23 protein-coding genes, 1 tRNA gene and 1 pseudogene are annotated in these 23,030 nt (G+C 63.2%); 12 read left to right on the forward strand and 13 right to left on the reverse strand.

Annotation, left to right across the window (positions count from 1 at the left end; genetic code table 11):
- Positions 1-4: 4 nt before the first annotated feature.
- Positions 5-826: pseudogene (locus H147_RS21565) on the forward strand (DMT family transporter); the annotation flags it as partial.
- A gap of 225 nt (positions 827-1,051) precedes the next feature.
- On the opposite strand, the gene H147_RS0107425 reads toward H147_RS21565, so the two are convergent.
- Positions 1,052-1,125 (reverse strand) — tRNA-Cys (locus H147_RS0107425).
- A 200-nt stretch (positions 1,126-1,325) separates the two neighbouring features.
- On the opposite strand from H147_RS0107425, the gene neuC reads away from it, so the two are divergent.
- From neuC to H147_RS0107440, 3 genes are read left to right on the forward strand one after another with little or no spacing between them, the layout of a single operon-like run.
- Positions 1,326-2,450, forward strand: a complete 1,125-nt coding sequence (gene neuC / locus H147_RS0107430; protein ID WP_019954724.1) for a UDP-N-acetylglucosamine 2-epimerase — start codon at positions 1,326-1,328, stop codon at positions 2,448-2,450.
- Positions 2,434-3,699 carry a 3-deoxy-D-manno-octulosonic acid transferase gene (locus H147_RS0107435; protein ID WP_019954725.1) on the forward strand — a complete coding sequence of 422 codons (1,266 nt, stop codon included), beginning with the start codon at positions 2,434-2,436 and terminating at the stop codon, positions 3,697-3,699. The genes neuC and H147_RS0107435 overlap by 17 nt, the downstream gene beginning before the upstream one ends.
- Positions 3,692-5,026 carry a 3-deoxy-D-manno-octulosonic acid transferase gene (locus H147_RS0107440; RefSeq protein ID WP_026352342.1) on the forward strand — a complete coding sequence of 445 codons (1,335 nt, stop codon included), beginning with the start codon at positions 3,692-3,694 and terminating at the stop codon, positions 5,024-5,026. The genes H147_RS0107435 and H147_RS0107440 overlap by 8 nt, the downstream gene beginning before the upstream one ends.
- Here the strand turns inward: H147_RS0107440 and H147_RS0107445 are convergent.
- The gene (locus H147_RS0107445) at positions 5,023-6,177 is read right to left on the reverse strand and encodes an acetoin utilization protein AcuC (protein ID WP_019954727.1); all 1,155 of its coding nucleotides are present in this window, start codon (positions 6,175-6,177) and stop codon (positions 5,023-5,025) included. The two genes, H147_RS0107440 and H147_RS0107445, sit on opposite strands and share 4 nt — an antisense overlap.
- A 33-nt stretch (positions 6,178-6,210) precedes the next feature.
- On the opposite strand from H147_RS0107445, the gene H147_RS0107450 reads away from it, so the two are divergent.
- The 5 genes from H147_RS0107450 (at position 6,211) to ptsP (ending at position 11,365) form a co-directional block, all read left to right on the forward strand.
- A complete protein-coding gene (locus tag H147_RS0107450) occupies positions 6,211-6,681 on the forward strand; it encodes an NUDIX hydrolase (RefSeq protein ID WP_019954728.1) in 471 nt (156 codons plus the stop codon).
- 56 nt (positions 6,682-6,737) lie between these two features.
- Positions 6,738-7,133, forward strand: coding sequence for a DUF1178 family protein (locus H147_RS0107455; protein WP_019954729.1), 396 nt, complete (start codon positions 6,738-6,740; stop codon positions 7,131-7,133).
- On the forward strand, positions 7,133-7,780 hold the full coding sequence (locus H147_RS0107460; protein ID WP_019954730.1) for an SDR family oxidoreductase: 648 nt from the start codon (positions 7,133-7,135) through the stop codon (positions 7,778-7,780). The genes H147_RS0107455 and H147_RS0107460 overlap by 1 nt, the downstream gene beginning before the upstream one ends.
- Positions 7,781-7,850: 70 nt before the next feature.
- A complete protein-coding gene (locus H147_RS0107465; protein ID WP_019954731.1) occupies positions 7,851-9,089 on the forward strand; it encodes an aspartate kinase in 1,239 nt (412 codons plus the stop codon).
- A 35-nt stretch (positions 9,090-9,124) separates the two neighbouring features.
- Positions 9,125-11,365, forward strand: a complete 2,241-nt coding sequence (gene ptsP, locus H147_RS0107470) for a phosphoenolpyruvate--protein phosphotransferase (RefSeq protein ID WP_019954732.1) — start codon at positions 9,125-9,127, stop codon at positions 11,363-11,365.
- Here ptsP and H147_RS0107475 read toward each other — a convergent pair.
- Together H147_RS0107475 and H147_RS0107480 are read right to left on the reverse strand one after the other, a co-directional pair.
- Positions 11,356-12,156 carry an EcsC family protein gene (locus H147_RS0107475; protein ID WP_019954733.1) on the reverse strand — a complete coding sequence of 267 codons (801 nt, stop codon included), beginning with the start codon at positions 12,154-12,156 and terminating at the stop codon, positions 11,356-11,358. The genes ptsP and H147_RS0107475 overlap by 10 nt on opposite strands.
- Before the next feature lie 15 nt (positions 12,157-12,171).
- Positions 12,172-12,687, reverse strand: coding sequence for a GNAT family N-acetyltransferase (locus H147_RS0107480; RefSeq protein ID WP_019954734.1), 516 nt, complete (start codon positions 12,685-12,687; stop codon positions 12,172-12,174).
- 71 nt (positions 12,688-12,758) lie between these two features.
- Here H147_RS0107480 and H147_RS0107485 point away from each other — a divergent pair, with 71 nt between their 5' ends.
- The 3 genes from H147_RS0107485 to H147_RS0107495 are packed head-to-tail and all read left to right on the forward strand — an operon-like array spanning position 12,759 to position 14,778.
- The gene (locus H147_RS0107485; protein ID WP_019954735.1) at positions 12,759-13,370 is read left to right on the forward strand and encodes a flavin reductase family protein; all 612 of its coding nucleotides are present in this window, start codon (positions 12,759-12,761) and stop codon (positions 13,368-13,370) included.
- Entirely contained in the window at positions 13,367-14,251 is an 885-nt protein-coding gene (locus H147_RS0107490; protein WP_019954736.1) for an S-methyl-5'-thioadenosine phosphorylase, read from the forward strand. The genes H147_RS0107485 and H147_RS0107490 overlap by 4 nt, the downstream gene beginning before the upstream one ends.
- Positions 14,248-14,778: an adenine phosphoribosyltransferase gene (locus H147_RS0107495; protein ID WP_019954737.1), complete on the forward strand. Its 531-nt coding sequence runs from the start codon at positions 14,248-14,250 to the stop codon at positions 14,776-14,778. The genes H147_RS0107490 and H147_RS0107495 overlap by 4 nt, the downstream gene beginning before the upstream one ends.
- 223 nt (positions 14,779-15,001) lie before the next feature.
- Here the strand turns inward: H147_RS0107495 and H147_RS0107500 are convergent, their stop codons facing one another.
- The 9 genes from H147_RS0107500 to cyoE form a co-directional block, all read right to left on the reverse strand.
- Entirely contained in the window at positions 15,002-16,414 is a 1,413-nt protein-coding gene (locus H147_RS0107500; protein WP_019954738.1) for an FAD-binding oxidoreductase, read from the reverse strand.
- The gene (locus H147_RS0107505; RefSeq protein WP_019954739.1) at positions 16,415-16,999 is read right to left on the reverse strand and encodes a GNAT family N-acetyltransferase; all 585 of its coding nucleotides are present in this window, start codon (positions 16,997-16,999) and stop codon (positions 16,415-16,417) included.
- Positions 16,999-18,267 (reverse strand): M16 family metallopeptidase, encoded by a 1,269-nt coding sequence (locus tag H147_RS0107510; protein WP_019954740.1) that lies wholly within the window; start codon positions 18,265-18,267, stop codon positions 16,999-17,001. Before H147_RS0107510 ends, H147_RS0107505 begins: the two co-directional genes overlap by 1 nt.
- On the reverse strand, positions 18,264-19,649 hold the full coding sequence (gene thrC / locus H147_RS0107515) for a threonine synthase (RefSeq protein WP_019954741.1): 1,386 nt from the start codon (positions 19,647-19,649) through the stop codon (positions 18,264-18,266). The genes H147_RS0107510 and thrC overlap by 4 nt, the downstream gene beginning before the upstream one ends.
- Before the next feature lie 3 nt (positions 19,650-19,652).
- Complete coding sequence (locus tag H147_RS0107520; RefSeq protein WP_019954742.1) at positions 19,653-20,333, reverse strand: SURF1 family protein; 681 nt, start codon at positions 20,331-20,333, stop codon at positions 19,653-19,655.
- 77 nt (positions 20,334-20,410) lie between these two features.
- Positions 20,411-21,214 carry a cytochrome c oxidase subunit 3 gene (locus tag H147_RS0107525; protein WP_019954743.1) on the reverse strand — a complete coding sequence of 268 codons (804 nt, stop codon included), beginning with the start codon at positions 21,212-21,214 and terminating at the stop codon, positions 20,411-20,413.
- Positions 21,215-21,239: 25 nt separating this feature from the next.
- A complete protein-coding gene (locus H147_RS0107530) occupies positions 21,240-21,854 on the reverse strand; it encodes a cytochrome c oxidase assembly protein (protein WP_019954744.1) in 615 nt (204 codons plus the stop codon).
- Positions 21,851-22,054, reverse strand: coding sequence for a cytochrome c oxidase system small membrane protein (locus tag H147_RS0107535; protein ID WP_019954745.1), 204 nt, complete (start codon positions 22,052-22,054; stop codon positions 21,851-21,853). The genes H147_RS0107530 and H147_RS0107535 overlap by 4 nt, the downstream gene beginning before the upstream one ends.
- Positions 22,048-22,989 (reverse strand): heme o synthase, encoded by a 942-nt coding sequence (cyoE, locus tag H147_RS0107540; protein WP_019954746.1) that lies wholly within the window; start codon positions 22,987-22,989, stop codon positions 22,048-22,050. Before cyoE ends, H147_RS0107535 begins: the two co-directional genes overlap by 7 nt.
- Positions 22,990-23,030: the final 41 nt, after the last annotated feature.

The following is a 23,030-nucleotide window of genomic DNA, read 5'->3' on the forward strand; positions in this document are numbered from 1 at the left end:
GACCGTCATGACAAAAGGGGCGCTTGCCGCGTTCGATCCCTTTGTGCTGCTGGTCATCCAGCTCGTCGCCAGCGTCTGCGCACTTTGGAGCGCCGTCCTGCTGTCCTCGATCCGATTGCTGCCATGGTCCCAAATGGCCAAAGCAGGTTCCACGGGTCTGTTCGAACCCGGCCTGGCCTATGCCGTCGGCGTGCCCGGCCTCGCCCTGACCACCGCGGGCAAAGCTTCGGTTATCGCGGCGTTGGAGCCGGTGTTCATCTTTCTCGGGGCCTGGATTCTGTTCCGGACCCGGCCCAGCGCCAGCGCCATGATCGCCATCGCGACCGCAGTGGTCGGGGTGATCCTGGTGTCGTTGAGCGGGCCCGACGATCTGCGCGGCGGCTCGGTTGTGGGCGATGGGCTGGTTCTTGTCGGGACCGCATTCGCCGCCGTCTATGTGCTGGCGTCAAGCAGGCTCGCGCTGACGATGCCCGCGCTTCTTTTAACGGCCATTCAGCAATCGGCAGGTCTTGGGCTGGTGCTTGGGCTGACTGCGGCGGCGCTTGCTGGGGGCTGGCAATCGCTTCCGGTGTCCGTGACCCTTCCCATGCTGACGCTGGCCATCCTGTCTGGCCTGATCCAGTACGCATTGGCATTCTGGCTATACATCGTCGGCCTCAAGGGCATCCCGCCCGGACTGGCGGGGATGTTCCTGACCACGACGCCGGTTTTCGGCGTCCTGGGCGGCATGGTTTTTCTCGGAGAGAGCCTTGTTTCGAGCCAGATCCTTGGCATGGTGCTGGTGCTGCTGGCGTTGTTTGCCTTGCTGCGATCACGCAGCAACTGAAACGCTTTGGGCGATCTTGTGCTGACAGGTCCAATCGGTAGGATGACGGCGCGCGCAGGACTTTTCTGACGTCACTGCGATCACGCCTGCTGATCGCGACCAAAAGGCTGTCCGACTGAAAACCGCGCCCACGACATGTGCGTTTATCGCGATGAGGCGTCGCAGATCTTCGGTACCAGTTTATGCGACAGACGGTCGTCGCGACGTTATGTCATTGAAATTGTTTGGAGGCGAGTACCGGAATCGAACCGGTCTACACGGATTTGCAATCCGCTGCATAACCTACCTGCCCACTCGCCTCATGGCCTGTTTCCCTAAGGATGACGGGACTTGCCGTCAAGCGGATAACTGGGGCGGCACACGCAAACTTGCAGCCATGCGTCAGTCGCCGCGGGCGGGACATATCCCGACCAATGCCGGTTCCCTTTCCGCCTCCGCAAAGGTAATCTGCCACGCAAGGCCAGTTTCGGCTGCCGACCTCTCTTGCCACGGAACCCTCATGTCCCGCTATATTCTTTTCGTGACAGGCACCCGTGCCGATTTCGGCAAGCTGGAACCGCTGGCCGTGGCCGCGCGTGATGCCGGGTTCAATGTGTCGTTTTTCGTCACCGGCATGCATATGCTCCAAGGCTACGGGCTGACCAAGCTCGAGGTGCACCGGATGGCGGGTGTCACCGTGCATGAATTCCTAAACCAGCGCCCCGGTGATCCGCAGGATATGATCCTCGCCAAGACGGTCATCGGGTTTTCCGATTTCGTGCAGGAACACCGCCCCGATCTGGTGGTCATCCACGGTGACCGGGTCGAGGCACTGGCGACCGCGCTGGTCTGTGCCACCAATTACATCCGCTGCGCCCATGTCGAAGGCGGCGAGGTCAGCGGCACCATCGACGAGATCTACCGCCACTGCAATTCCAAGCTGGCGAGCCATCATTTCGTATCCTCGGACGATGCCGCACGCCGGGTGATGTCGCTGGGCGAACAGGCCAGCCACATCCACGCCATCGGCTCGCCCGAGCTGGATTTCCACGCAGGTCCATCGGGCGTGACAATCGCACAGGTCAAGGACCGCTATGCCCTGCCCTTCGCCGATTACGGCATCTGCGTGTTCCACCCTGTTACCTCCGAGGCCGCAAGCATGGGCACGCAGGCCCGCGCATTGTTCACGGCGCTGGTGGCCTCGGGCCACGATTTCGTGGTGATCGCCCCCAACAACGACCCCGGATCGGCGGCGATCTTTGCCGAGATCGACGCTCTCCCCAAGGATCGGTTCCGCGTGCTGCCGTCGATGCGGTTCGCCCATTTCAGCGAATTGATGAAGAACGCGGCCGTGATGGTCGGCAATTCTTCGGCTGGCGTGCGCGAGGCGCCGTTTCTGGGGCTGCCATCGCTCGACATCGGGACACGGCAGACGAACCGCGCGAAATCGCCCTCGGTATTTTTCGCCGATGCGGGCGATTCTGCAGCGATTGCCCAATTCCTGACCGCGCAATGGGGCAAATCCTATCCACGCCACGATGCATTCGGTGGCGGATCGGCCGCAGGCCGGTTTGCGGCGGTGCTCGCCGATCCCGGTTTCTGGACCGGATCGCTGCAAAAGACATTCCATGACCGCGATGCCTAGGGCCGGTTTGGCCCTGCGCGCCTATCTTGCGGCCAGCTACCTTATCCCGCTTGCGGCAGGCCCCGTGCTGGCCCGCAGGCGCAAGCGTGGCAAGGAACACGCCACCCGCTGGATCGAAAAGCAAGGGCGTGGACTGGCCCCACGTCCGACGGGCAGGCTGGTCTGGATCAACGCGGTCGGGCTGGGCGAGATATTGTCGCTCCGCGGTCTGATCGCGCGGATGGCGGCGGCGGCCCCCGATCTGCATTTCCTTGTCACCTCGACCACCGCCGCCTCGGCGCGGGTGTTCGCCGGACAGATGCCGCCCCGCACGATCCACCAGTTCCTGCCGCTGGATGCGCCTGCCTATCGGCGGCGGTTTCTGGACCATTTCCGGCCTGATCTGTGCATCTGGGCCGAGCAGGACCTGTGGCCAGGGTTGGTCCATGACGCAGGCCAGCGGGGTATCCCGCAGGCGATGGTGGCAGCACGGATGAATGCGGCGTCGCTCGCGCGGCATGGCAAGGCGGCGGGGCTGTACCGCGATCTTTATATGCGGATGGCGCTGGTGACGGCGCAGGATGACGACAGTGCCAAGCATCTGTCAGCTCTGGGTACCGCAGCCCGCGTCAGCGGATCGTTGAAACCCGCCGCCCCCGCGCTGGACTGCGACCCTGTCGCCTTGCGCGATCTGCAGGCCGTCACAGGGTCCCGCTTCGTCTGGGCTGTCGCACCATCGCATCCGGCGGACGAGGCCGCAGCGCTGGCCGCGCACAAGGCGCTGCGGATGCAAATGCCGGATGCGCTGCTGATCATCGCACCCCGTCATCCCGACAGGCGCGACGCGATCAGCGCCGCCTGCCCCATGCCACCGCCGCTGAAATCGCAAGGGGCCTTGCCCAGTGCGGCTGATCCGAGCTGGCTCTGCGATACTTTTGGCGATCTGGGGCTGGTCTACCGTGTCGCCCGCGCCGTGCTGATCGGTGGCACGTTCGATACGACCCAGGGGCATAACCCGTGGGAAGCAGCCCAACTGGACTGTGCGGTGCTACATGGCCCCGAGGTCGCCAATTTCGTCGCCGACTTTGCGGCCCTTGATGCGGCAGGCGGGGCCATCGCGGTGCTGGATGTCGCCGCAATCGCCAGTGCGCTGCGTGGCGATCTGGCGGCGGTGGCAGCCAAGGCTAAGGCCGGGGCACAGGACGCAGGGCGCGCGACCGATCACTTGGCCCGCGACCTGCTGGCATTGCTAAAGGTGCGCCATGACTGACCGCTTTCCTCCGTTGCGCCTGCGGATGGCGCTGCTGGCTTATGGTCTGGCATGGGTGGTCCTGCTGCCTGCCGTGATCGTCTATCTGCGCCTGCGCGCCCGCAAGGACCCCGCCTATGGCGCGCATCTTGCCGAACGCTTTGGCCTTCTGCGCCCACAGGTGCGCAACCCTGTCTGGGTCCATGCCGTATCCTTGGGCGAAATGCGCTCGGCCACGCCGTTGATCCGCGCGCTGCTGGCGCAGGGCGAATGCGTGCTGACCACCCATTTCACCCCCGCCGGACGGCGGGAGGCCGCGCGCGAATTCAGCGCCGAGATTGCCGCAGGCCGTGTGCAGGTCGCGTGGGTGCCGTTCGACATGGGGATCGCCTATGCGGCGTTCCTGCGCCGCTTTGCGCCGAAATACGGCCTGGTGATGGAGATCGAGATCTGGCCGCGCATGATCATGGCCTGTAGGGCACGCGGCGTGCCGCTTTTCATGTGCAACGCGCAATATCCGCAGAAGAGTTTCGACAAGGACATGGCGGGCTGGGGGTTGCGGGCGGCGCTGACAGGCGGATTTGCGGGTGGGTTCGTGAAATCGGCCTTGCAGGCAGAGCGGTTCGCCGCCGCAGGCCTGCGCAACATCCATGTCACTGGCGAGATGCGTTTCGACCAGCCCATCCCGCAAGCGCAGTTGCAGGCCGCAGACCGCCTGCGAGAGAGGCTTTTGGCGGGTCGCCCCGCCTTCACCCTCACCAGCGTCGTCGCGGGCGAGGATGCGGTCTATGTCGACATGATCCGGCAAGTGCCGGGGGCGTTCTTTGTCTACGTGCCGCGCGCGCCGGAACGCTTTGACGAGGTTGCGGGGATGCTGCGCGACGCCGGACTGCGCTTTGCCCGGCGGTCGGAGGTGCTGGACGCGACCCTTGGGGCGACCGATCTGCCGCAGATCGATGTCTTGCTGGGCGACAGTATGGGCGAAATGTATTTCTACCTTGCGCTCTGCGACCGTGCCATAGTCGGTGGCGGGTTTGTGACCAAAGGCGCGCATAACATCATCGAACCGCTGGCCCTGCGCAAACCTGTCATCGTCGGCCCGCATATCTGGACCATCGAATACCCTGCGCAAGAGGCGATTGCGGCGGGCGTCTGCCACCATGTGCTGACCGAGGCCGACCTGCTGGATGCGGTCCAAGCGCCCATGACCGTGAGCGACGACCAGATCGCGGGCTTTTATGCGGACCATGCGGGTGCGGTTGCGCGCACGTTGACTGCTCTGCCGCTGGCGTTGGCGGGTCTGCCTGCGCCTGCTGGCGCAGTTGAGGCCTCCGGCGGGGATATTTAGGCTCGGAAGAAGCGGGGTTTGAGTTGGGCCACGCCGGAACGGACCGCGTCGTGGATTGCGCCATGGCGCGGGGTGTCGCGCAGCGTGGTCATCCAATGGTCTTGCGGCCGCAGCCGTTTGGGCGCGCCGTCCCAGCGCAGCGCGCGCAGCACGCCTGTGGCGTGGTCGGGCAGGCGGTCAGGGATCGCGTGATCGTTGAGCACCGCCCAGACCCCTGTCCAGAGCCGCCCCACCGACCACGGGTTATAGCCACCCCCGCCCAGCACAAGATAACGCGGGGCGATGTCGCGCAAGGCCGCCACGACCGCCCAATGCGCGTTGTTCGACAGGCATAGGCGGGATTGCGGGTCTTCCGTCACCGCATCCGCCCCGCATTGCAGCACGACGGCATCGGGCTGAAACCCCGTGACGGCGGGCAGGATCAGCTCTTGCAGGATCAGCGCCATATCGTCGTCATGCAGCCCCGCAGGCACCGGCAGGTTGAACACCTGCCCCGCCCCCTGATCCGTGATCGCCCCGGTGCGCGGCCAGCGGTTCGCCTCGTGCGTGGAGATCAAGAGCGTGTCGGGGTCCTGCGCAAAGGCATGTTCGACCCCGTCGGGGTGATGTGCGTCAATGTCCACATAGGCCACGCGCTGCGCCCCGTTGCGCCGCAGCGACTGGATCGCCAGCACCGGATCGTTGAGATAGCAAAAGCCGTTGGCGCGGTCGGGCAGGCCGTGATGCGTGCCGCCTGCGGGCGAATAGATGACACCGCCGTTCTTCAGCAACTCGCCCGCCAGCAACGAGGCGCCCGCCGCCGTCGCCGGACGACGGAACATTTCCGAAAAGACCGGATTGGACGGCGTGCCAAGGCCGTGGCGTTGTCGCACATCTTCGGTCACGGCCTGTGCCGCCTCTGCCGCTTGCAGGGCGGCCAGATAGGCGGGGGTGTGAAAGCCCGTCAGGGCCGCGACCTTGGCGCGCGGACTGGTGATGAATTGCGCAGGCGGCAACCAGCCCAGCGCGCGGCTGAGGTCCATCACCGTCGACACGCGCGGCACCCGCAACGGATGCCAGGTGCCATAGGTCGAGCCGCGATAGATTTCCGCGCCGATAAATTGCGGCGGGGGGGTTGTCGGTGGTGTCTGCGCCGTCATAACGTCCTTCATGCCCCGGATGTAACCCGGATTCAGATCGGAACCATGGCCAACTTACCCGCGCAACAAATTCCGCTGAAATTCGCGACCGGGCGCAAGACCGATGTGCGCGCGCAGTTTGCTGCGCTGTGCTGGCGGATCAAGAACGACCATGTGCAGATCTGTCTGGTGACCAGCCGCACGCGGGGTCGCTGGATCCTGCCCAAGGGCTGGCCGATGCATAAACAGACCCCTGCCGCCGCCGCCGCGATGGAAGCTTACGAAGAGGCCGGGCTGCGCGGTGACGCACTGGATGTCTGCCTTGGGATCTACAGCTATATCAAGCCCTTGGGCAATGTGAACGCGCCCATCGTTGCGATGGTCTATCCGGTCCATGTCCAGCATGTCCTGAGCGATTGGCCCGAAAAGCACCAGCGCAAGCGCAAATGGTTCAGCCCCGAAAAGGCGGCGAAGAAATTGCAAGAACCGGCGCTGAAAAAGATCGTCGCAACCTTCGATCCGGCCAGACTGCGCTGACTTGCACCGACAATCAAAAAGCCTAACTGTGTGGAAACCTCACATGACTGGCCAATATGATCCGCTTCCACCTCAAATGTGACCAGAACCACCAGTTCGAAAGCTGGTTCCAGTCGGGTGCCGCCTTTGACAAGCTTGTGGCGGCCAAGATGGTGTCCTGCACGACCTGTGGGTCAACCGTGGTGACCAAATCTGTGATGGCACCTGCAATTGCATCGGCGCCGTCACCCGAACCCGCCGAGAACCCGATTGCGGCCCTGCGCAAAAAGATCGAAAGCAGCGCCGATTACGTCGGCGCATCTTTTGCCAACGAAGCCCGCGCCATGCATGACGGTCTTGCCCCCGAACGCCCGATCTATGGCGAGGCGAACCTTGCCGAGGCGCGCAAGCTGGCCGAAGACGGGATTCCCGTACTGCCGCTGCCGTTCATTCCCGCCAAGAAAGCAAATTGATGCAGGTTTTGATTACAGGTGCCAGCCGTGGCATCGGCAAGGGTTTGGCCGACGGGTATCGCGCCGCAGGTGCGGGCGTGATCGGCACGGGACGGGATGCAAGCGCCGGGCTGCACCCGCTTGACGTGACCGATCCGGCGGCGATCATGGCGCTGGCCGCGACCGTGGGCGATCAGGCGATCGACCTGCTGGTCTGCAATGCGGGCGTCTATGCCGACAAGGGCCAGTCGCTGGATCAGGGCTATCCGGCAGATATGTGGGCGGACGGGTTCGCCACCAATGTCACCGGCGTTTTCCTGACCGTGCAGGCCTTTCTGCCGCATCTGCGCCGTGCGAAGGCGGGCAAGATCGCGATCATTTCCTCGCAGATGGCGTCACATACGCGGGCACCGGGCGGCAGTTATATCTACCGCGCGAGCAAGGCCGCAGCGTTGAACCTTGGGCGCAATCTGGCGACCGATCTGGCGCGCGACGGGATCAGCGTCGGCATCTACCATCCGGGCTGGGTGCGCACCGATATGGGCGGGTCTGCGGCCGATATCAGTGTGGAGGACAGCGCCGCTGGTCTGATAGCGCGCTTTGCCGCCCTTGGCCCTGCGACATCGGGCTGTTTCGAGACATGGGATGGGCGCGCGCACCCCTACTAAGCATTTGCGCTTTGCCTGCCGCCCCAGTAAACGGGCGCGGATCAACGCCTCTTGTTTTCAAGGATGACCCATGCCGACGCTTGTGATGAAATTTGGGGGCACGTCTGTTGCCAATCTCGACCGGATCGCACGCGCCGCCAAGCGTGTCGCCGTCGAGGTCGCCAATGGCTATGACGTGATCGTCATCGTCTCGGCCATGTCGGGCAAGACCAATGAACTCGTGGGTTGGGTGACCGAGACATCGCCGCTGTACGATGCGCGCGAATATGATGCGATCGTGTCCTCGGGCGAGAATGTGACGGCGGGGCTGATGGCGCTGCGGTTGCAGGAAATGGATATTCCCGCGCGCAGCTGGCAGGGCTGGCAGGTCCCCGTTCTGACAACCGACGCCCATGCCAGCGCGCGGATCGAGGATATCCCGACCAGCAATATCGCCGCCAAATTCGGCGAAGGCATGAAGGTTGCGGTCGTGGCAGGCTTTCAGGGCGTCAGCAAGACGGGCCGGATCACGACGCTGGGGCGTGGCGGGTCGGATACCACGGCTGTGGCCTTTGCCGCCGCATTCGGTGCGGAACGCTGTGATATCTATACCGACGTGGACGGGGTCTATACCACTGACCCCCGGATCACGTCCAAGGCGCGCAAGCTGGATAAAATCGCCTTCGAGGAAATGCTGGAACTGGCGTCACTGGGGGCCAAGGTCCTGCAGACCCGTTCGGTCGAACTGGCGATGCGCTACAAGGTGCGCCTGCGGGTGCTGTCATCATTCGAGGAACCATCGGACAGCGCCGGAACGCTGGTCTGCGATGAGGAGGAAATCATGGAATCCAATGTTGTGGCCGGTGTCGCCTATTCCCGCGACGAGGCGAAAATGACCCTGATCTCGGTCGCCGACCGCCCCGGCATCGCGGCGGCGATCTTTGGCCCCTTGTCGGATGCGGGTGTGAACGTCGATATGATCGTGCAGAACATTTCCGAGGAAGGCCGCACTGACATGACCTTTTCCTGCCCCAAGGATCAGGTGCTGCGCGCCGAAAAGGCGATGCAGGATGCCAAGGCATCCGGTGCCATCAACTTTCACGATCTGGTCGCAGATGAAGGGGTCGCCAAAGTCAGCGTCGTTGGCATCGGGATGCGCAGCCACACAGGGGTTGCCGCCAAGATGTTCAAGGTTCTCTCGGCAGAGGGGATCAACATCAAGGTCATTACAACCTCCGAGATCAAGATTTCTGTGCTGATCGACAGGAAATACATGGAACTTGCCGTGCAGGCCCTGCATGATGCGTTCGAATTGGACAAGGCGGGCTGATCCTCTGGGATCGGTCCGCTGACATCGGGGGACCAATGCCGGAACGGTTGGAAAGCGAAAGCCGCAAGCTTCTGGGTCGCCTGCGCGAGGCCCTCGCCAGTGACAGCGAAGGGCAGGCACGGCTGAACCGTGTCGTGGACCTGATCGCGTCGTCGATGCAGGCCGAGGTGTGTTCGATCTACCTGTTCCGCGATTCCGAGACGCTTGAACTCTGCGCGACGCAAGGGCTTGAACAGGAATCTGTTCACCAGACCCGGATGCGCCTTGGCGAAGGTCTGGTCGGGCGCGCAGCCAAGACCGGCAACATCGTCAACACCGCCAATGCGCCCGCCGAAAAAGGGTTCCGCTACATGCCTGAAACGGGCGAAGAACGCTATTCGTCGTTCTGTGGCGTGCCGATCCAGCGATTGGGCGACGTGCTGGGCGTGCTGGTGGTACAAACCAAGACCGAACGGGTGATGACCCCCGACGAGGTTTACGCCCTTGAAATCGTGGCCATGGTCATCGCCGAGATGACCGAGCTTGGCGCGTTCGTCGGCGAAGGGGCGGCCTTGTCCGCCCTGCACCAAAAACCCGTGCTGTTGCGCGGGTCCATCGCGCAGGAAGGCACCAGCGCAGGTCGCGTCTATCTTCATGAACCCCGCGTGGTCGTGACCAACCCTATTTCGGACGATCCCGAAAAGGAAAAGAGCCGCCTGAACGAGGCGGTCGAAACGCTGCGCAAATCGGTCGACAACATGATGATCGGGGCGCGCTCGGTCGACCCCGAACAGTTGCAGGTGCTGGAAGCGTACCGCATGTTCGCAAATTCCAGCAGCTGGATGCGCCGGATGCAGGACGACGTGCAAAGCGGGCTGTCCGCCGAGGCCGCCGTCGAAAAGGAACAATCGCTCGCGCGCGCGCGGTTGTCCCGCTCGCCCGATCCATACCTGCGCGAACGGCTGCACGATCTTGATGACCTGTCCAACCGCCTCCTGCGCATCCTGACGGGCCAGGGCGAGGACCGCAGCGACATGCCCGACGATCCGATCCTTGTCGCGCGCAATATCGGGCCCGGCGAATTGCTGGAATACGGCAAGAAACTGCGCGGCATCGTGCTCGAAGAAGGCAGCGTCGGCAGCCACGCGACCATCGTCGCCCGCGCCTGGGCGATCCCCCTGGTGATCAACGCCAAGGGTGTCACGCGCGAGGCGCTGAACGGCGACACCATTCTGGTCGATGGCGATCAGGGCATTGCGCATCTGCGGCCCGACGAGACCGTGCAGGCCGCATTCCGCGACAAGATCGAGATGCAGGCGCGCGCGCAGGAACGCTATGCCTCGATCCGCGACCTGCCGGCGCAAGCCCGTTGCGGATCGGTGATCTCATTGCAGATGAACGCGGGGCTGATCGCGGACCTGCCGTCGCTGGCGGGGTCCGGTGCCGAAGGTGTGGGCCTTTTCCGCACCGAATTGCAATTCCTGATCCGCAACCAGATGCCCCAACGGGGCGAATTGTCCGCGCTTTATGACCGTGTGCTGAATGCGGCAGGCGGGCGGCGGGTGGCGTTCCGCACGCTTGATATCGGGTCGGACAAGGTTCTTCCCTACATGAAGGCCAACGACGAACCCAACCCCGCGATGGGCTGGCGTGCGATCCGCGTCGGCCTCGACAAACCGGGCGTGCTGCGGATGCAGTTGCAGGCGCTGCTGCGCGGGGCGGCGGGGCGGCCTTTGACGGTGATGTTCCCCTTCATCACGCAACTGGCCGAATTCCGCGCCGCCAAGGCCGAGATGGACAAGGCGCTCGACCGCGAGGTCCGGTTGGGCCATCCGATCCCGTCCGAGATCGAGGTGGGCGCGATGCTGGAAACGCCGTCGCTGGCCTTTGCGCCCGATGTATTCTTTGAAGAGGCCGATTTCATCAGCATCGGCGGCAACGATCTGAAACAGTTTTTCTTTGCCGCGGACCGCGAGAATGAACTGGTCCGGCGGCGCTACGACACGCTCGACGTCAGTTTCCTGTCGTTCCTCGAACATGTCATCAAACGCTGCGATGCGGCGGGCACGCCTTTGTCGTTCTGCGGCGAGGATGCGGGCCGTCCGGTCGAAGCCTTGTGTTTCGCCGCCCTCGGCCTGCGCACGCTGTCGATGCGCCCGGCCTCGGTCGGTCCGGTCAAGCACCTGCTGCGCCGCGTCGATCTGAACGAGGTCAAGGCCGTGATGGATGCCGCGATCGCGAACGGCGATCAATCCGTGCGCCGTGCCGTGTCCGACTGGCTGGTCTATCAGGTCTGAGGCAGGCGCTGCGCGGCAAGCTGGCGGTGGAATTCATCCAGCACCGCCACATCGCCATGGTCGCGCACCAGTTGCCGCAGCCCGAAATGCACATGCGCAAGGGCGACATAGTAATCGACAAAAGCGTAATTAGTCCCCGCCCCCGCCACGGCCCCCAGCACAGGCACGGTCTGGGATGCCAGTTTCTGCGACAGCACAGCCGCGAATTTCGGCGCGACACGGCTGATCAGCGTGTTGACGGCAGCCCCCGACAAGCTGAGCCGCGCGCCGATAAAGGCCGTGTCGACACCATCATCGGCACTGCCCGGCCCGCCTGACCCGAACACGGCCAGACATTCCATGCGCGTTTCATCCGATGTCGGGTCCTCACCATATTCGGCGGCGACATGCAGCACCGCGCGAAAGATCAGCGTGGTGGCGACGGGCAGTTCCGCCAGCGCGGTGGGCAGCCCGCCAAAGCCGCCGATGGCACCCGACACCGTGCCGATGATCCGGTGGCTCTGGTCCGACCCAAAGCGCCGGCCCATGCCACCACGGGACCGCGCGGCAATATCATAGCTGCGACGCAGGGCGTTGCGGGTCACCTCGTTCAACTGGTCACGCAGCGGCTTGGGAAGTATTTTCAAACCATCCTCGACCTGACCACCGACGAAATTGATCGCCTTCATCAACACGCCATTCGCCTTGCGCTGACGCAAAGCCAAGGCGGTGATGCGCGCACGCGCATCATCATCAAGCGGTGCAGGCACCGGCACGGGGATAGCATCACGGGCGACGGTTTTGTATGTCATTGCCCTAAAATGGGGTCATCGCGGCGAAATGCAATCGTCCGCCTTGCGCACGATGCCGCTGACGCCAGCCCATGCGTCATGCAGCAGCGATAGCCCCAGCACCCGTTCGGGGTTCGTCGGCGGCGGCATCACGACATCCGGCAAATGGCGAAACCCGAAGCGGCTGTAATACGGCAGATCGCCCACCAAGAGGATGCGCGACCAGCCCGACTTGCGGGCCACCTGCGTCACACGGTAGATCAACAGCCCGGCGATCCCTTCGCCCTGCCGCGTCGGGTGGACGGCGACCGGGCCAAGCAGGACAACAGGCAGATCGTCCACATAACAAGGCCAGCAGCGGATCACGCCTGCCAGCACATTGTCGGGATCGCGCGCCGTCCAGCACAGGTCCGCGACGGGCCGCACGTCCTCACGCAGACGGTAGGACGACAGCGCCGTGCGGCCCGGCGAAAAGCAAAGATCGTAAAGCGCTTCGACCTCCCAGTAATCGGCGGCAGTCTCGATGGCCAGAGTGATGGAGGGTATTTGCATGCGTCTTTCATCTGGCCAAGGCTGTTCGGTCACGCTACCCCTTGGCTGATCGCAGGAAAAGGTCTTGAGCAATGTTTTACGCCCCAAAAGACGGCCATAATCTGCCGCATAACCCGTTCAACGCGATCGTCAGCCCGCGCCCCATCGGCTGGATCGCCACGCGCGGGTCGGACGGTCAGGACAACCTTGCCCCCTATTCGTTTTTCAACGCCGTCGCCTACGAGCCGCCACAGGTGATGTTCGCCTCGACTAGCGCCAAACCCGACCGTGACGGCACCAAGGACAGCGTCGCCAACATCCGCGAAACGGGGGTGTTCGCCGTCAATATCGTGGAATACGCGATGCGCGACGCGATGAATCAGACCTCCGGCCCGTGGGACCGCGCAACGGATGAATTCGCGCTGGCAGGCATCACAAAAGCGGAATGCGAAACGATTCCCTGCGCGCGCGTGGCGGGTGCGCCCGCGACGCTGGAATGCAAGCTGACGCAGATCGTCACCCTGCCCGGTGCCGCCAATTTCGCCGTGTTCGGCGAGGTCATTGGCGTACATATCCGCGACAATTGCCTTGTAAACGGGATTTTCGATGTGACGACCTTTCATCCGCTGTCACGCCTTGGATACCGCGATTATACTGCGGTGCGCGAGGTGTTCAGCCTGACCCGTCCGGGAGAGAAGACATGACAGAAACGTATCTGGGTATCATCGGCGGGTCCGGTATCTATGACATGGACGGATTGCAGGACGCCGCATGGATCACCATCGACAGCCCTTGGGGCGCGCCGTCGGACGCAGTGCTGACAGGGCGGCTGGGCGGCGTCAGGATGGCCTTCCTGCCCCGTCACGGACGCGGCCATGTGCATTCGCCCACCACCGTGCCCTACCGCGCCAATATCGACGCGCTGAAACGGCTGGGCGTGACCGACATCATCAGCGTCAGCGCCTGCGGATCGTTCCGCGAAGAGATGGCACCGGGCGATTTCGTGATCGTGGACCAGTTCATCGACCGGACCTTCGCGCGCGAAAAATCCTTCTTCGGCACGGGTTGCGTGGCCCATGTGAGCCTTGCCCACCCGACCTGCCCGCGCCTGTCGGAGGCTTGTGCTGTGGCGGCCGAGGCTGCGGGCATCACAGTGCATCGCGGCGGCACGTATCTGGCGATGGAAGGCCCGCAATTCTCGTCGGTCGCGGAAAGCAGGCTTTACCGCAGCTGGGGCTGCGACGTGATCGGCATGACCAACATGCCCGAGGCGAAACTCGCCCGCGAGGCGGAGATCTGCTATGCCTCCGTCGCGATGATCACCGATTACGACAGCTGGCATCCCGACCACGGCGCGGTTGACATCACCGCGATCATCGCGACCCTGCAAGGCAACGGCACCAAAGCGCGCGACCTGATCGCGCGCCTGCCCGCCCTGCTCGGGTCCGATCGCGTGCCCTGCCCGGATGGCTGCGACCGCGCGCTGGAACATGCGATCATGACCGCGCCCCACAAACGTGACCCTGTGCTGATGGCGCGGCTCGATGCGATCACCGCCCGTGTCTTTGCGAAAGAAACCAGATGAAAACCGTCCGCGACTATATCCGCACCATCGCCGATTTCCCGCATGAAGGGATCATGTTCCGCGATGTCACGACCCTGTTCAGCGATGCGCGCGGCTTTCGCATGGCGATCGACCAGCTGTTGCACCCCTATGCTGGCATGCCCATCGACAAGGTCGTAGGCCTGGAGGCGCGCGGTTTCATCCTTGGTGGCGCCATCGCGCATCAGCTGTCGGTCGGCTTCGTGCCGATCCGCAAGAAAGGCAAATTGCCCGGCAAGACGATCGAACAGGCCTATCAACTCGAATATGGGGAGGCGGTGATGGAGTTGCACGACGACGCGCTGCAACCGGGCGACAAGGTCCTGCTGGTCGATGACCTGCTGGCGACAGGCGGCACCGCCGAGGCGGGCATCCGTCTGGTCGAACGGCTGGGCGCGCAGGTCATCGGCTGCGCCTTTGTCATCGACCTACCCGCTTTGGGTGGCGCGGCGAGGCTCGAAAAACTGGGGATGCAGGTGCATAGTCTTTGCGCATTCGAAGGACTTTGATGCGCTCCGCGCGGGGAGTATTTGGGGAAATAAGAAGTTGTTAAGGAAGATCCGGTAGACCGCTTTCACGGTACAGGCTGGAGAGCCGATGACCGTGAAATGAGAAGTCGCCCGATCCCGGACCCCAGAACGGTCAGCCTGTAGCGGGCGGCGGGGTCGGGCGCACGTCTTGCGACTTCTTTTTTCCAAAAATACTCCCGCCGGAGGCGCGGCCCCACCGGCCCTAACCCGCTGGCAGGATCACGCCGGGGTTCATGATGCCTTGGGGGTCCAGCGCATCCTTGATCGCACGCAGCATCGCAAGCTTCGCCGGATCGCCATAGCGTTGCAGATCACCGACCTTGGCCCGCCCGATTCCGTGTTCGGCGCTGACCGATCCTTCCAGTGCCACGATCAGGTCATGGACCGTCCTTTGCACGGCGGGGCGCAGCGTATCATAGTCGCGGCGCGTCCGCCCCTTGGCGGGAAAGATGTTGTAATGCAGGTTGCCATCGCCCAGATGGCCAAAGCAGTTGATGCGCATATCCCCCAAGGCCCGCAGCGCGACCTCGGCTTTTGCGATGAACTCCGGCACGGCGCTCAGCGGCAAGGCGATGTCATGTGACGCGATCGACCCGATCCGGCGGTTCGCCTCGGGGATGTTTTCGCGGATGTCCCACAGCGCCTGCCGCTGCGCCGCCGATTGCGCGATCACCCCGTCAAGGGCGAGCCCTGCGTCAAACGCATCTGCAAACAGCTGTTCGAGCGCGGCATCCGGATCACCGCTGGCGGGCAGGCCAAGGTCGATCAGCACGCTCCATTCGGGAAGCTCGGCGAACGTTTGGCGCACATCGGGTCCGACTTCGGCCAGAAAGTCGCACCCTTGGCGGTGCATCAGCTCGAACGCCGACAGGCCGTCGCCGATCTGCGCGCCTGCAAGTGCCAGCAGGTCCAGTGCGGCCTGCGGCGATGGCACCGCCAACAGGGCCGCGCCCATATGCACAGGGCGCGGCACCAGCCGCAGGGCGGCGGCGGTGATGATCCCCAGCGTGCCTTCCGCCCCGATCATCAGGTTGCGCAGATCATAGCCCGTGTTGTCCTTGCGCAGCCGTGTCAGGCCATGCCAGATCGTCCCGTCCGGGCGCACAACCTCCAGCCCCAGACAGAGCGCGCGCGCATTGCCGTAGCGCAGCACATTGACGCCACCTGCATTGGTCGCCAGCAACCCGCCGATCCGCGCCGATCCTTCTGAGGCGAGAGAGAGCGGGAACAAGCGATCCACATCCTCGGCGGCTTGTTGCACATGAGCGAGGATCACGCCCGCCTCGCAGACCAGCACGTTTTCGGACGGATAGACCGCACGGATCTTGTTGAGCCGCTCCAGCGACAGAACGACCGGGGCCGGACCATCCGCCATGACCTGCCCGCCGACAAGTCCGGTGCCGCCGCTATAGGGCACGATTCCCACGCGCGCCTCGGCGCAGGCGGCCACCACAGCCGCAACGGCGGCAGTATCGGCAGGCGCCACGACCAGCCCCTGCCCCTGCCAGCGCCCGCGCGGTTCGGTGAAATAGGGGGCAGTGTCAGCCTTGAAGGCCGCCGCGTCCAACAGGCCGCGCAGCTGTTCTTCAAAAGCGGGTGTCACCGCATTCAGCATCTAGCCCACATCCGTCTTGCCGCGCCGGTCATGGCGCAGGTTGGCGTACAGCACATGGTTGCGCCAGCGCCCGTTGATCTGCAAATAGCTTTGCGCGACACCTTCGTATTTGTAGCCGCATTGTTCCAACAACCGCCGTGACGGGGTGTTTTCCGGCAGGCACCCTGCCTCGATCCGGCTCAGGTCCAGCGCGGTGAAGGCGTGATGCACGACGGCCTGCACGGCCTCGCGCATGTACCCTTGCCGCGCGAAAGGCGCGCCGATCCAATAGCCGGTGATCCCCGATTGCGCAGGGCCACGTTTGATATGGTCCAACGTAATTGCCCCTAAAAGCGCATCATCGGACCGGCGGATCAGGAACAGGGGCAAGGCCGAGCCTTGGGCAATCGACCGTTGCGCCCAATAGACACGGTTGGTGAAACCCTTGCGCGACAGATGGTCAGCGGCCCAGCTGGGTTCCCACGGCACCAGAAATTCGGCGCTGGCTTGCCGCAGCGCCGCCCATGGGCGAAAATCCGTGTGCATGGGCGCGCGCAGGGTCAGCCGTTCGGTTTCGATCCGGACCTTGCGCTTGATGCCCAGCATTATGCGGCAAGCCGTGCTTTCAGCGCCGCCAGCGTCGGGGCCTGATCGGCCGGACCGTAAAGCGCCATGGCCGACCCCGCCTGTCCCGCCATCTGCGCGGCAAAGGCTTTGACATCGCCTGTGGTCACATCGTCGATATGGGCGATGGTTTCCTCGATCCCCGGAATCCGGTCCCAGATCGACAACAGCCGCGCCAGACGTTCGGCGCGGTTGGACGGGCTTTCCAGCCCCATCAGCAGACCGGCCTTCATCTGCGCGCGGGCGCGGGCGACCTCGGCCGCGGACATGTCGTCGGCGGCGCGTTTCATCTCGTCGATTGTCAGATGCGCAAGTTCGGCGATCTGTTCGGCGCTGGTGCCGGCATAGATCGTCGTCATGCCGGTGTCCTCATAGGCCCCCGCCTGCGCAAAGATCGTATAGCAGAGCCCGCGATTTTCGCGGATTTCCTGAAACAGACGCGAGGACATGCCGCCGCCCAAGGCGGTCGCATAGATCTGGGCGGTATAAATCGCGGGGTCGCGGTAGGTCGGCCCTTCGAGGGCCAACGCGAAATGCACCTGTTCCAGCGCCTTGGTCGCGCGCCGTTCGCCGCCGATGAATTTTGCGGGCTGCAACAGGCCCGGCGCACGCTCGACCCGTGGCAGATGGCCGAAAAGCGCCTCGGCCTGCCGGACGATGGCGTCGTGATCGACGGCACCGGCAGCGGCGAGGATCATCTGGTTCGGTCCGTAATGTTCACCGACAAACCGGTCCAGATCGCCTTTGGCAAAGGTGCTGACGCGCGCGGCCTCGCCCAGAATGGACCGGCCAAGGGGTTGGTCAGGGTATGCTTCTTCCTGCAACCAGTCGAAGATGATGTCATCGGGCGTGTCCAAAGTCTGACCGATTTCTTGCAGGATCACGCCGCGTTCGACCTCGATCTCGGCTTCCTCGAACAGCGGATTCAGCAGGATATCGGCGATGATATCAAGGCCAAGGGCCACGTCGTCTTCCAGCACGCGGGCGTAATAGGCTGTCATCTCGCGGCTGGTATAGGCGTTGATATAGCCGCCCACATCCTCGATCTGTTCGGCGATTTGCAGCGCGGTGCGCGTCTTCGTGCCTTTGAAGGCCATATGTTCCAGAAAATGCGCGATGCCGTTCTGTTCGATCCGTTCGTGCCGCCCGCCCGCCAGCACCCAGATGCCGATGCTGGTGGATTTGAGGCCGGGCATCTGTTCGGTGACGATGCGCAATCCGTTGGACAGGGTGTGTTGCTGGATGGTCAAGATATGATTCGTTCCTTGATGACGGCTTGCAGCGCCGACAGGTCGGCTGCAACAGGTGTGACCCGTTCGGGGCGGTCGTACAAGTCCGCCATGCGCGCGGGCAGCGGAGCGGAGATGCCAGAGGCCGCCTTGACCGCGTCGGGGAATTTGGCGGGGTGGGCGGTGGCGAGCGTCACCATCGGCACGCTGCCCAGATGCGCCTGCGCCACATGTGCGCCGACGGCCGTGTGCGGGCAAAGCAGCTCGCCGTGCTGCGCGAGGTAGGTCTTGATCGTGGCGCTGGTCTCTTCCTCTGACGCGCGGCCCGATTTGAGGGTCGCGGTCAGCATGTCATAGGCGCCCTGCGAAATGGTAAATCCGCCGGATTTGAGGTCTTCCATCTGGCTGGCCACCGCGGCCCCATCCTGCCCGTAGGCATAGAACAGCGCGCGTTCGAAGTTTGAGCTGACCTGAATATCCATCGACGGGCTGATCGTGGGCGTCACACCTTCCTTGGTATAGGCCCCCGTCTGCAACGTCCGGTGCAGGATGTCGTTGCGGTTGGTGGCCACCACCAGATCGGCGATTGGCAGGCCCATCTGTTTGGCGATGAAACCTGCAAAAATATCGCCGAAATTGCCTGTCGGCACGGTGAAACTGATCAGGCGGTGCGGCGCGCCAAGGCTGACGGCGGCGGTGAAGTAATAGACCACCTGCGCCAACACGCGGCCCCAGTTGATCGAATTGACCCCCGCCAGCCGCACGTCATCGCGGAAGGCAAAGTCGTTGAACATATCCTTCACCAGCGCCTGACAATCGTCGAAATCGCCAGCCACGGCCAGCGCATGCACATTCGCCTCGACCGGCGTGGTCATCTGGCGGCGCTGCACTTCGGACACGCGGCCGTGCGGGTAGAGGATGAACACATCGACCGCCTTCAGCCCGCGGAACGCCTCGATCGCCGCCGATCCGGTATCGCCGGATGTGGCACCCACGATCGTCACACGCTCGCCCGAACGGGACAGGGCGGCCTGAAACATCTGGCCGATCAACTGCATGGCGAAATCCTTGAACGCCAGCGTCGGCCCGTGGAACAGCTCCAGCAGGTAATGATTGCTGTCCACCTGCACGAGCGGCGCACGGGCGGCATGGCCGAAACCCGCATAGGCGCGCGCGATCAGGTCGCGGAACTGCGCATCGGTGAAGGTGTCGCCGATGAAGGGGCGCATCACGTCGAAGGCCACCTCCTCATAGGATTTGCCCGCCATCGCCGCGATCTGGGCATGGGTCAGCGTCGGGATATCCTCGGGCAGATAAAGGCCTCCGTCACGCGCAAGCCCCGTCAGCATCGCCTGTTCGAATGTCAGCACGGGGGCCGTGCCACGTGTCGAGATATAGCGCATTGGTCAGGCGTCCTTTGGCCGAAGAGTGCGGAGGATCAGGAACAGGGACATAACGGCCCAGACGATGGCCAGCAAGAACCATGTGACCGCATATTCAAAGTGGTCGTTCTTGATATCGGCGGTCGTGATCGGCAGCGGCGTCAGGCGCGGGTCGGCAGGGGTCGTCGCGGTGGCCACGACCATGAAGGGCCGCGTATCCAGTGCCTCGGCCATTGTGACAACGTTGCGGGCGAACCAGATGTTTTCAGACAAATCGGGATCGGGCGTGCTGCTGTTCTGGTCATCGGGCCAAAGCACCGTACCGATGACCTGCATCGGCGCGACCAACGGCTCTGCCGCTTTGCCATCCAGCGGCAGGAGACCCTGATCCAGCAGGATCGCGGACCCGTCTTCGGTCTCGAACCGCGAGATCACGCGGTAGCCGGTGCCAGCAGCGGTGCCGGACACAAGCACTTGCAATTCCTGTCCGGTCGGGGCGCCGGACAGCGTCACGCGGGTGTATTCATCATCTGCTTCGGTCACATCATCGGCAAAAGGCTGCGGATCAGCGGCCAGCCGCGCGTTGATATTGGCAAGGATATCCTCTTTCCATGCAAGCCTGTCGATCTGCCACAACCCCAGCCAGATCAGAACACCGCAACCGGCGATACCCAAAAGCACGGGAAAAATGATCTGACGCAGCATGATATGCCCTTGATGGAAAAAACGCGCGGGGGTGCCGCGCGCTTATGGGTTTGGTGTGGGTCGGGATGAACCCCGCCTTACGCGCCCCAGATGTAGATCGCGGCGAAAAGGAACAGCCAGACCACATCGACAAAGTGCCAGTACCAGATCGCGGCCTCGAACCCGACATGCTTTTCCGGTGTGAAATGGCCGCGTTCGACGCGGATCAGGCAGACCAGCAGGAAGATCGCACCGATCACGACATGCGCGCCGTGGAAACCTGTCGCCATGAAGAAGTTGGCGTAATGGATTTCTCCACCGAAAGTATAGCCGTCCTGCGTGACAAGGATCCAGTATTCATAGGCCTGAAAGCCGGTAAAGATCACCCCGAACACAATGGCGAGGATCAGGCCCAGCTTGAGGTCCTTGCGGTTGTTTTCATGCACCAGCGCGTGGTGCGCCCATGTGGCCGCACAGCCCGAGATCAGCAGCAGCAATGTGTTGATGAGCGGCAGACCGAACGGGTCGATCGCATAGATTTCCGGCTTGACGTATTGTGTCCCAAAATAGGTTTCCATCGGGTACATCTGGTGTTTGAAGAACGACCAGAACCAAGCGGCGAAGAACATGACTTCGGACATGATGAACATGATGAAGCCATAGCGCAGGCCGATGCGGACGACCGGTGTGTGATCGCCGGCGCGGCTTTCGGCCACCACATCGGCCCACCATGCATACATCACGTACAGCACGGCGATCAGACCCATCAGGAAAACCCATGGGCCCGACCCGTGCATCCAGAGCACGGATCCGAACAGCATCACAAAGGCCCCGACCCCCGCGATGAAGGGCCAGATGGAGGGTGGCAGAATATGGTAATCGTGGTCTTTCGTATGCGCCATCTGGTGCGTTCCCTATCGGCTGTCTTCAGTAAGTCTCTATGGCGTTTTGCGGCGCCGGTGTCAAAGCTGTCGCACCGGCAGAGGCCTGCACGTAATCGGTCGGGACGTCGATCTCGAAGAAGGTATAGCTCAGCGTGATCGTATGGACGTACTGCCCTTCGCGGTCATCGACGATATCGGGGTGGACGAAGAACGACACCGGCATCAGCACCGTCTCTCCGGGGGCCAGAACCTGCTCGGTAAAGCAGAAACATTCGATCTTGTCGAAGAACCCGCCCGCTTCATAAGGGGTCACGTTATAGGACGCCTGTCCCGCGATCGGGACATCAAGAGGATTGTGCGCCTCATAGAACACGAGCGCGGTTTCCCCGATGCGCACCTCGACCTCGCGCTGAACGGGCTTGAAGGTCCATGGCATGTCACGTTCGAGCGATCCGTCGAAACGCACCTTGATCGTCTGGTCCAGGATCACGTCGTTATCGCCTTCGGCGACATTGGTCGCTCCGCCAAATCCGGTGACCCGACAGAACCAATCGTAAAACGGCACTGACGCCCAGGCCAGCGCCCCCATGACGACCACCAGCGCGGTCGCCTGCGCCGCACTGCGATAGATACCTGTCAGATTCGGAAACAGCTTCATTCCACGACCTCCGTCTGCGGGATCAGTTGCGGACGCGGCGCGTGGTCAAAGGTTTCGAATTGCCGGATATCGCCCAGCTGCATCACCTTGACGACCGTCAGTCCGAAAACAATGGCGATAAAGCCGGCCAACAGCAGCCCAACGCCTGCATTCCGGCCCTTGCGACGTTCATGCAATTCGTGTTCGACGCGGATCACCATGACCAGCCTCCCAATCCATAAAGGCGCAAGGCGGCCTCTGCCAGCAAAGCGCCGAAATGCGCGAAAAGATAGTACAGCGACACCTTGAACACGTTGATTTCGACACGGTGCCTGTCGGCCTCGCAGGCGGCATCGTCACGACGCCAGATATCGACGGCGCCTTTCAAAAACCACGCGTTCATGACGACAGCGACCGCCATGTAGACCGGCCCACCGATTGATGTCAGCCCGAGCCCAAGCGCCACAGGCACCAGCAGCAGCGTATAGACCAGCACATGGCGCCGTGTCGCATCGCGGCCATGCGTTTCGGTCAGCATCGGCACACCGGCGCGGCCGTAATCCGATTTGACGAACAGCGCGAGCGCCCAGAAATGCGGCGGTGTCCACATGAAGATCAGCGCGAACATCAGAAGCGATTCTATGCTGACGCCACCCGTCGCAACCGCCCAACCGATCATCGGCGGAAAGGCCCCCGCCGCACCACCGATGACGATGTTCTGCGGTGTCGCCCGTTTCAGCCACATCGAATAGACGACAAGATAGAAAAAGATCGTGAAAGCCAGCAAGGCAGCTGCAAGGAAATTGGTCGCCAGACCCAAAAGCAGGATGGAAAAACCTGACAGCGCGACGCCGATCCCCAGCGCCTCGCCGGGGGCGACACGCCCGGATGGGATAGGGCGACCGGCGGTGCGTTTCATCACCGCATCGATATCGGCATCCCACCACATGTTCAGCGCGCCCGATGCTCCGGCACCCACCGCGATACACAGGATGGCGACGAAGCCAAGAAACGGATGCACCGGCACAGGCGCCACTAACAGCCCTACCAAGGCCGTGAAAACAACCAGCGACATCACCCGGGGCTTGAGCAGGGCGAAGTAATCGCCCATTTCTGCCTCGGTGGTGGCGTGGTTGTTGGCGCTGAAATCGGTCATGGGCAACCTGTCCTTGCAAAATGCAGTGCAGTCATGCTGAC

It is taken from the genome of Yoonia vestfoldensis DSM 16212, assembly GCF_000382265.1.
GTDB classification, from domain to species: domain Bacteria; phylum Pseudomonadota; class Alphaproteobacteria; order Rhodobacterales; family Rhodobacteraceae; genus Yoonia; species Yoonia vestfoldensis.

Excerpts from the sequence above, each read along its gene's own strand:
- neuC (WP_019954724.1), top strand. The coding sequence starts at position 1,326 with ATGTCCCGCTATATTCTTTTCGTGACAGGCACCCGTGCCGATTTCGGC.
- H147_RS0107435 (WP_019954725.1), top strand. The coding sequence starts at position 2,434 with ATGACCGCGATGCCTAGGGCCGGTTTGGCCCTGCGCGCCTATCTTGCG.
- H147_RS0107440 (WP_026352342.1), top strand. The coding sequence starts at position 3,692 with ATGACTGACCGCTTTCCTCCGTTGCGCCTGCGGATGGCGCTGCTGGCT.
- H147_RS0107445 (WP_019954727.1), bottom strand. The coding sequence starts at position 6,177 with ATGAAGGACGTTATGACGGCGCAGACACCACCGACAACCCCCCCGCCG.
- H147_RS0107450 (WP_019954728.1), top strand. The coding sequence starts at position 6,211 with ATGGCCAACTTACCCGCGCAACAAATTCCGCTGAAATTCGCGACCGGG.
- H147_RS0107455 (WP_019954729.1), top strand. The coding sequence starts at position 6,738 with ATGATCCGCTTCCACCTCAAATGTGACCAGAACCACCAGTTCGAAAGC.
- H147_RS0107460 (WP_019954730.1), top strand. The coding sequence starts at position 7,133 with ATGCAGGTTTTGATTACAGGTGCCAGCCGTGGCATCGGCAAGGGTTTG.
- H147_RS0107465 (WP_019954731.1), top strand. The coding sequence starts at position 7,851 with ATGCCGACGCTTGTGATGAAATTTGGGGGCACGTCTGTTGCCAATCTC.
- ptsP (WP_019954732.1), top strand. The coding sequence starts at position 9,125 with ATGCCGGAACGGTTGGAAAGCGAAAGCCGCAAGCTTCTGGGTCGCCTG.
- H147_RS0107475 (WP_019954733.1), bottom strand. The coding sequence starts at position 12,156 with ATGACATACAAAACCGTCGCCCGTGATGCTATCCCCGTGCCGGTGCCT.
- H147_RS0107480 (WP_019954734.1), bottom strand. The coding sequence starts at position 12,687 with ATGCAAATACCCTCCATCACTCTGGCCATCGAGACTGCCGCCGATTAC.
- H147_RS0107485 (WP_019954735.1), top strand. The coding sequence starts at position 12,759 with ATGTTTTACGCCCCAAAAGACGGCCATAATCTGCCGCATAACCCGTTC.
- H147_RS0107490 (WP_019954736.1), top strand. The coding sequence starts at position 13,367 with ATGACAGAAACGTATCTGGGTATCATCGGCGGGTCCGGTATCTATGAC.
- H147_RS0107495 (WP_019954737.1), top strand. The coding sequence starts at position 14,248 with ATGAAAACCGTCCGCGACTATATCCGCACCATCGCCGATTTCCCGCAT.
- H147_RS0107500 (WP_019954738.1), bottom strand. The coding sequence starts at position 16,414 with ATGCTGAATGCGGTGACACCCGCTTTTGAAGAACAGCTGCGCGGCCTG.
- H147_RS0107505 (WP_019954739.1), bottom strand. The coding sequence starts at position 16,999 with ATGCTGGGCATCAAGCGCAAGGTCCGGATCGAAACCGAACGGCTGACC.
- thrC (WP_019954741.1), bottom strand. The coding sequence starts at position 19,649 with ATGCGCTATATCTCGACACGTGGCACGGCCCCCGTGCTGACATTCGAA.
- H147_RS0107520 (WP_019954742.1), bottom strand. The coding sequence starts at position 20,333 with ATGCTGCGTCAGATCATTTTTCCCGTGCTTTTGGGTATCGCCGGTTGC.
- H147_RS0107525 (WP_019954743.1), bottom strand. The coding sequence starts at position 21,214 with ATGGCGCATACGAAAGACCACGATTACCATATTCTGCCACCCTCCATC.
- H147_RS0107530 (WP_019954744.1), bottom strand. The coding sequence starts at position 21,854 with ATGAAGCTGTTTCCGAATCTGACAGGTATCTATCGCAGTGCGGCGCAG.
- H147_RS0107535 (WP_019954745.1), bottom strand. The coding sequence starts at position 22,054 with ATGGTGATCCGCGTCGAACACGAATTGCATGAACGTCGCAAGGGCCGG.
- cyoE (WP_019954746.1), bottom strand. The coding sequence starts at position 22,989 with ATGACCGATTTCAGCGCCAACAACCACGCCACCACCGAGGCAGAAATG.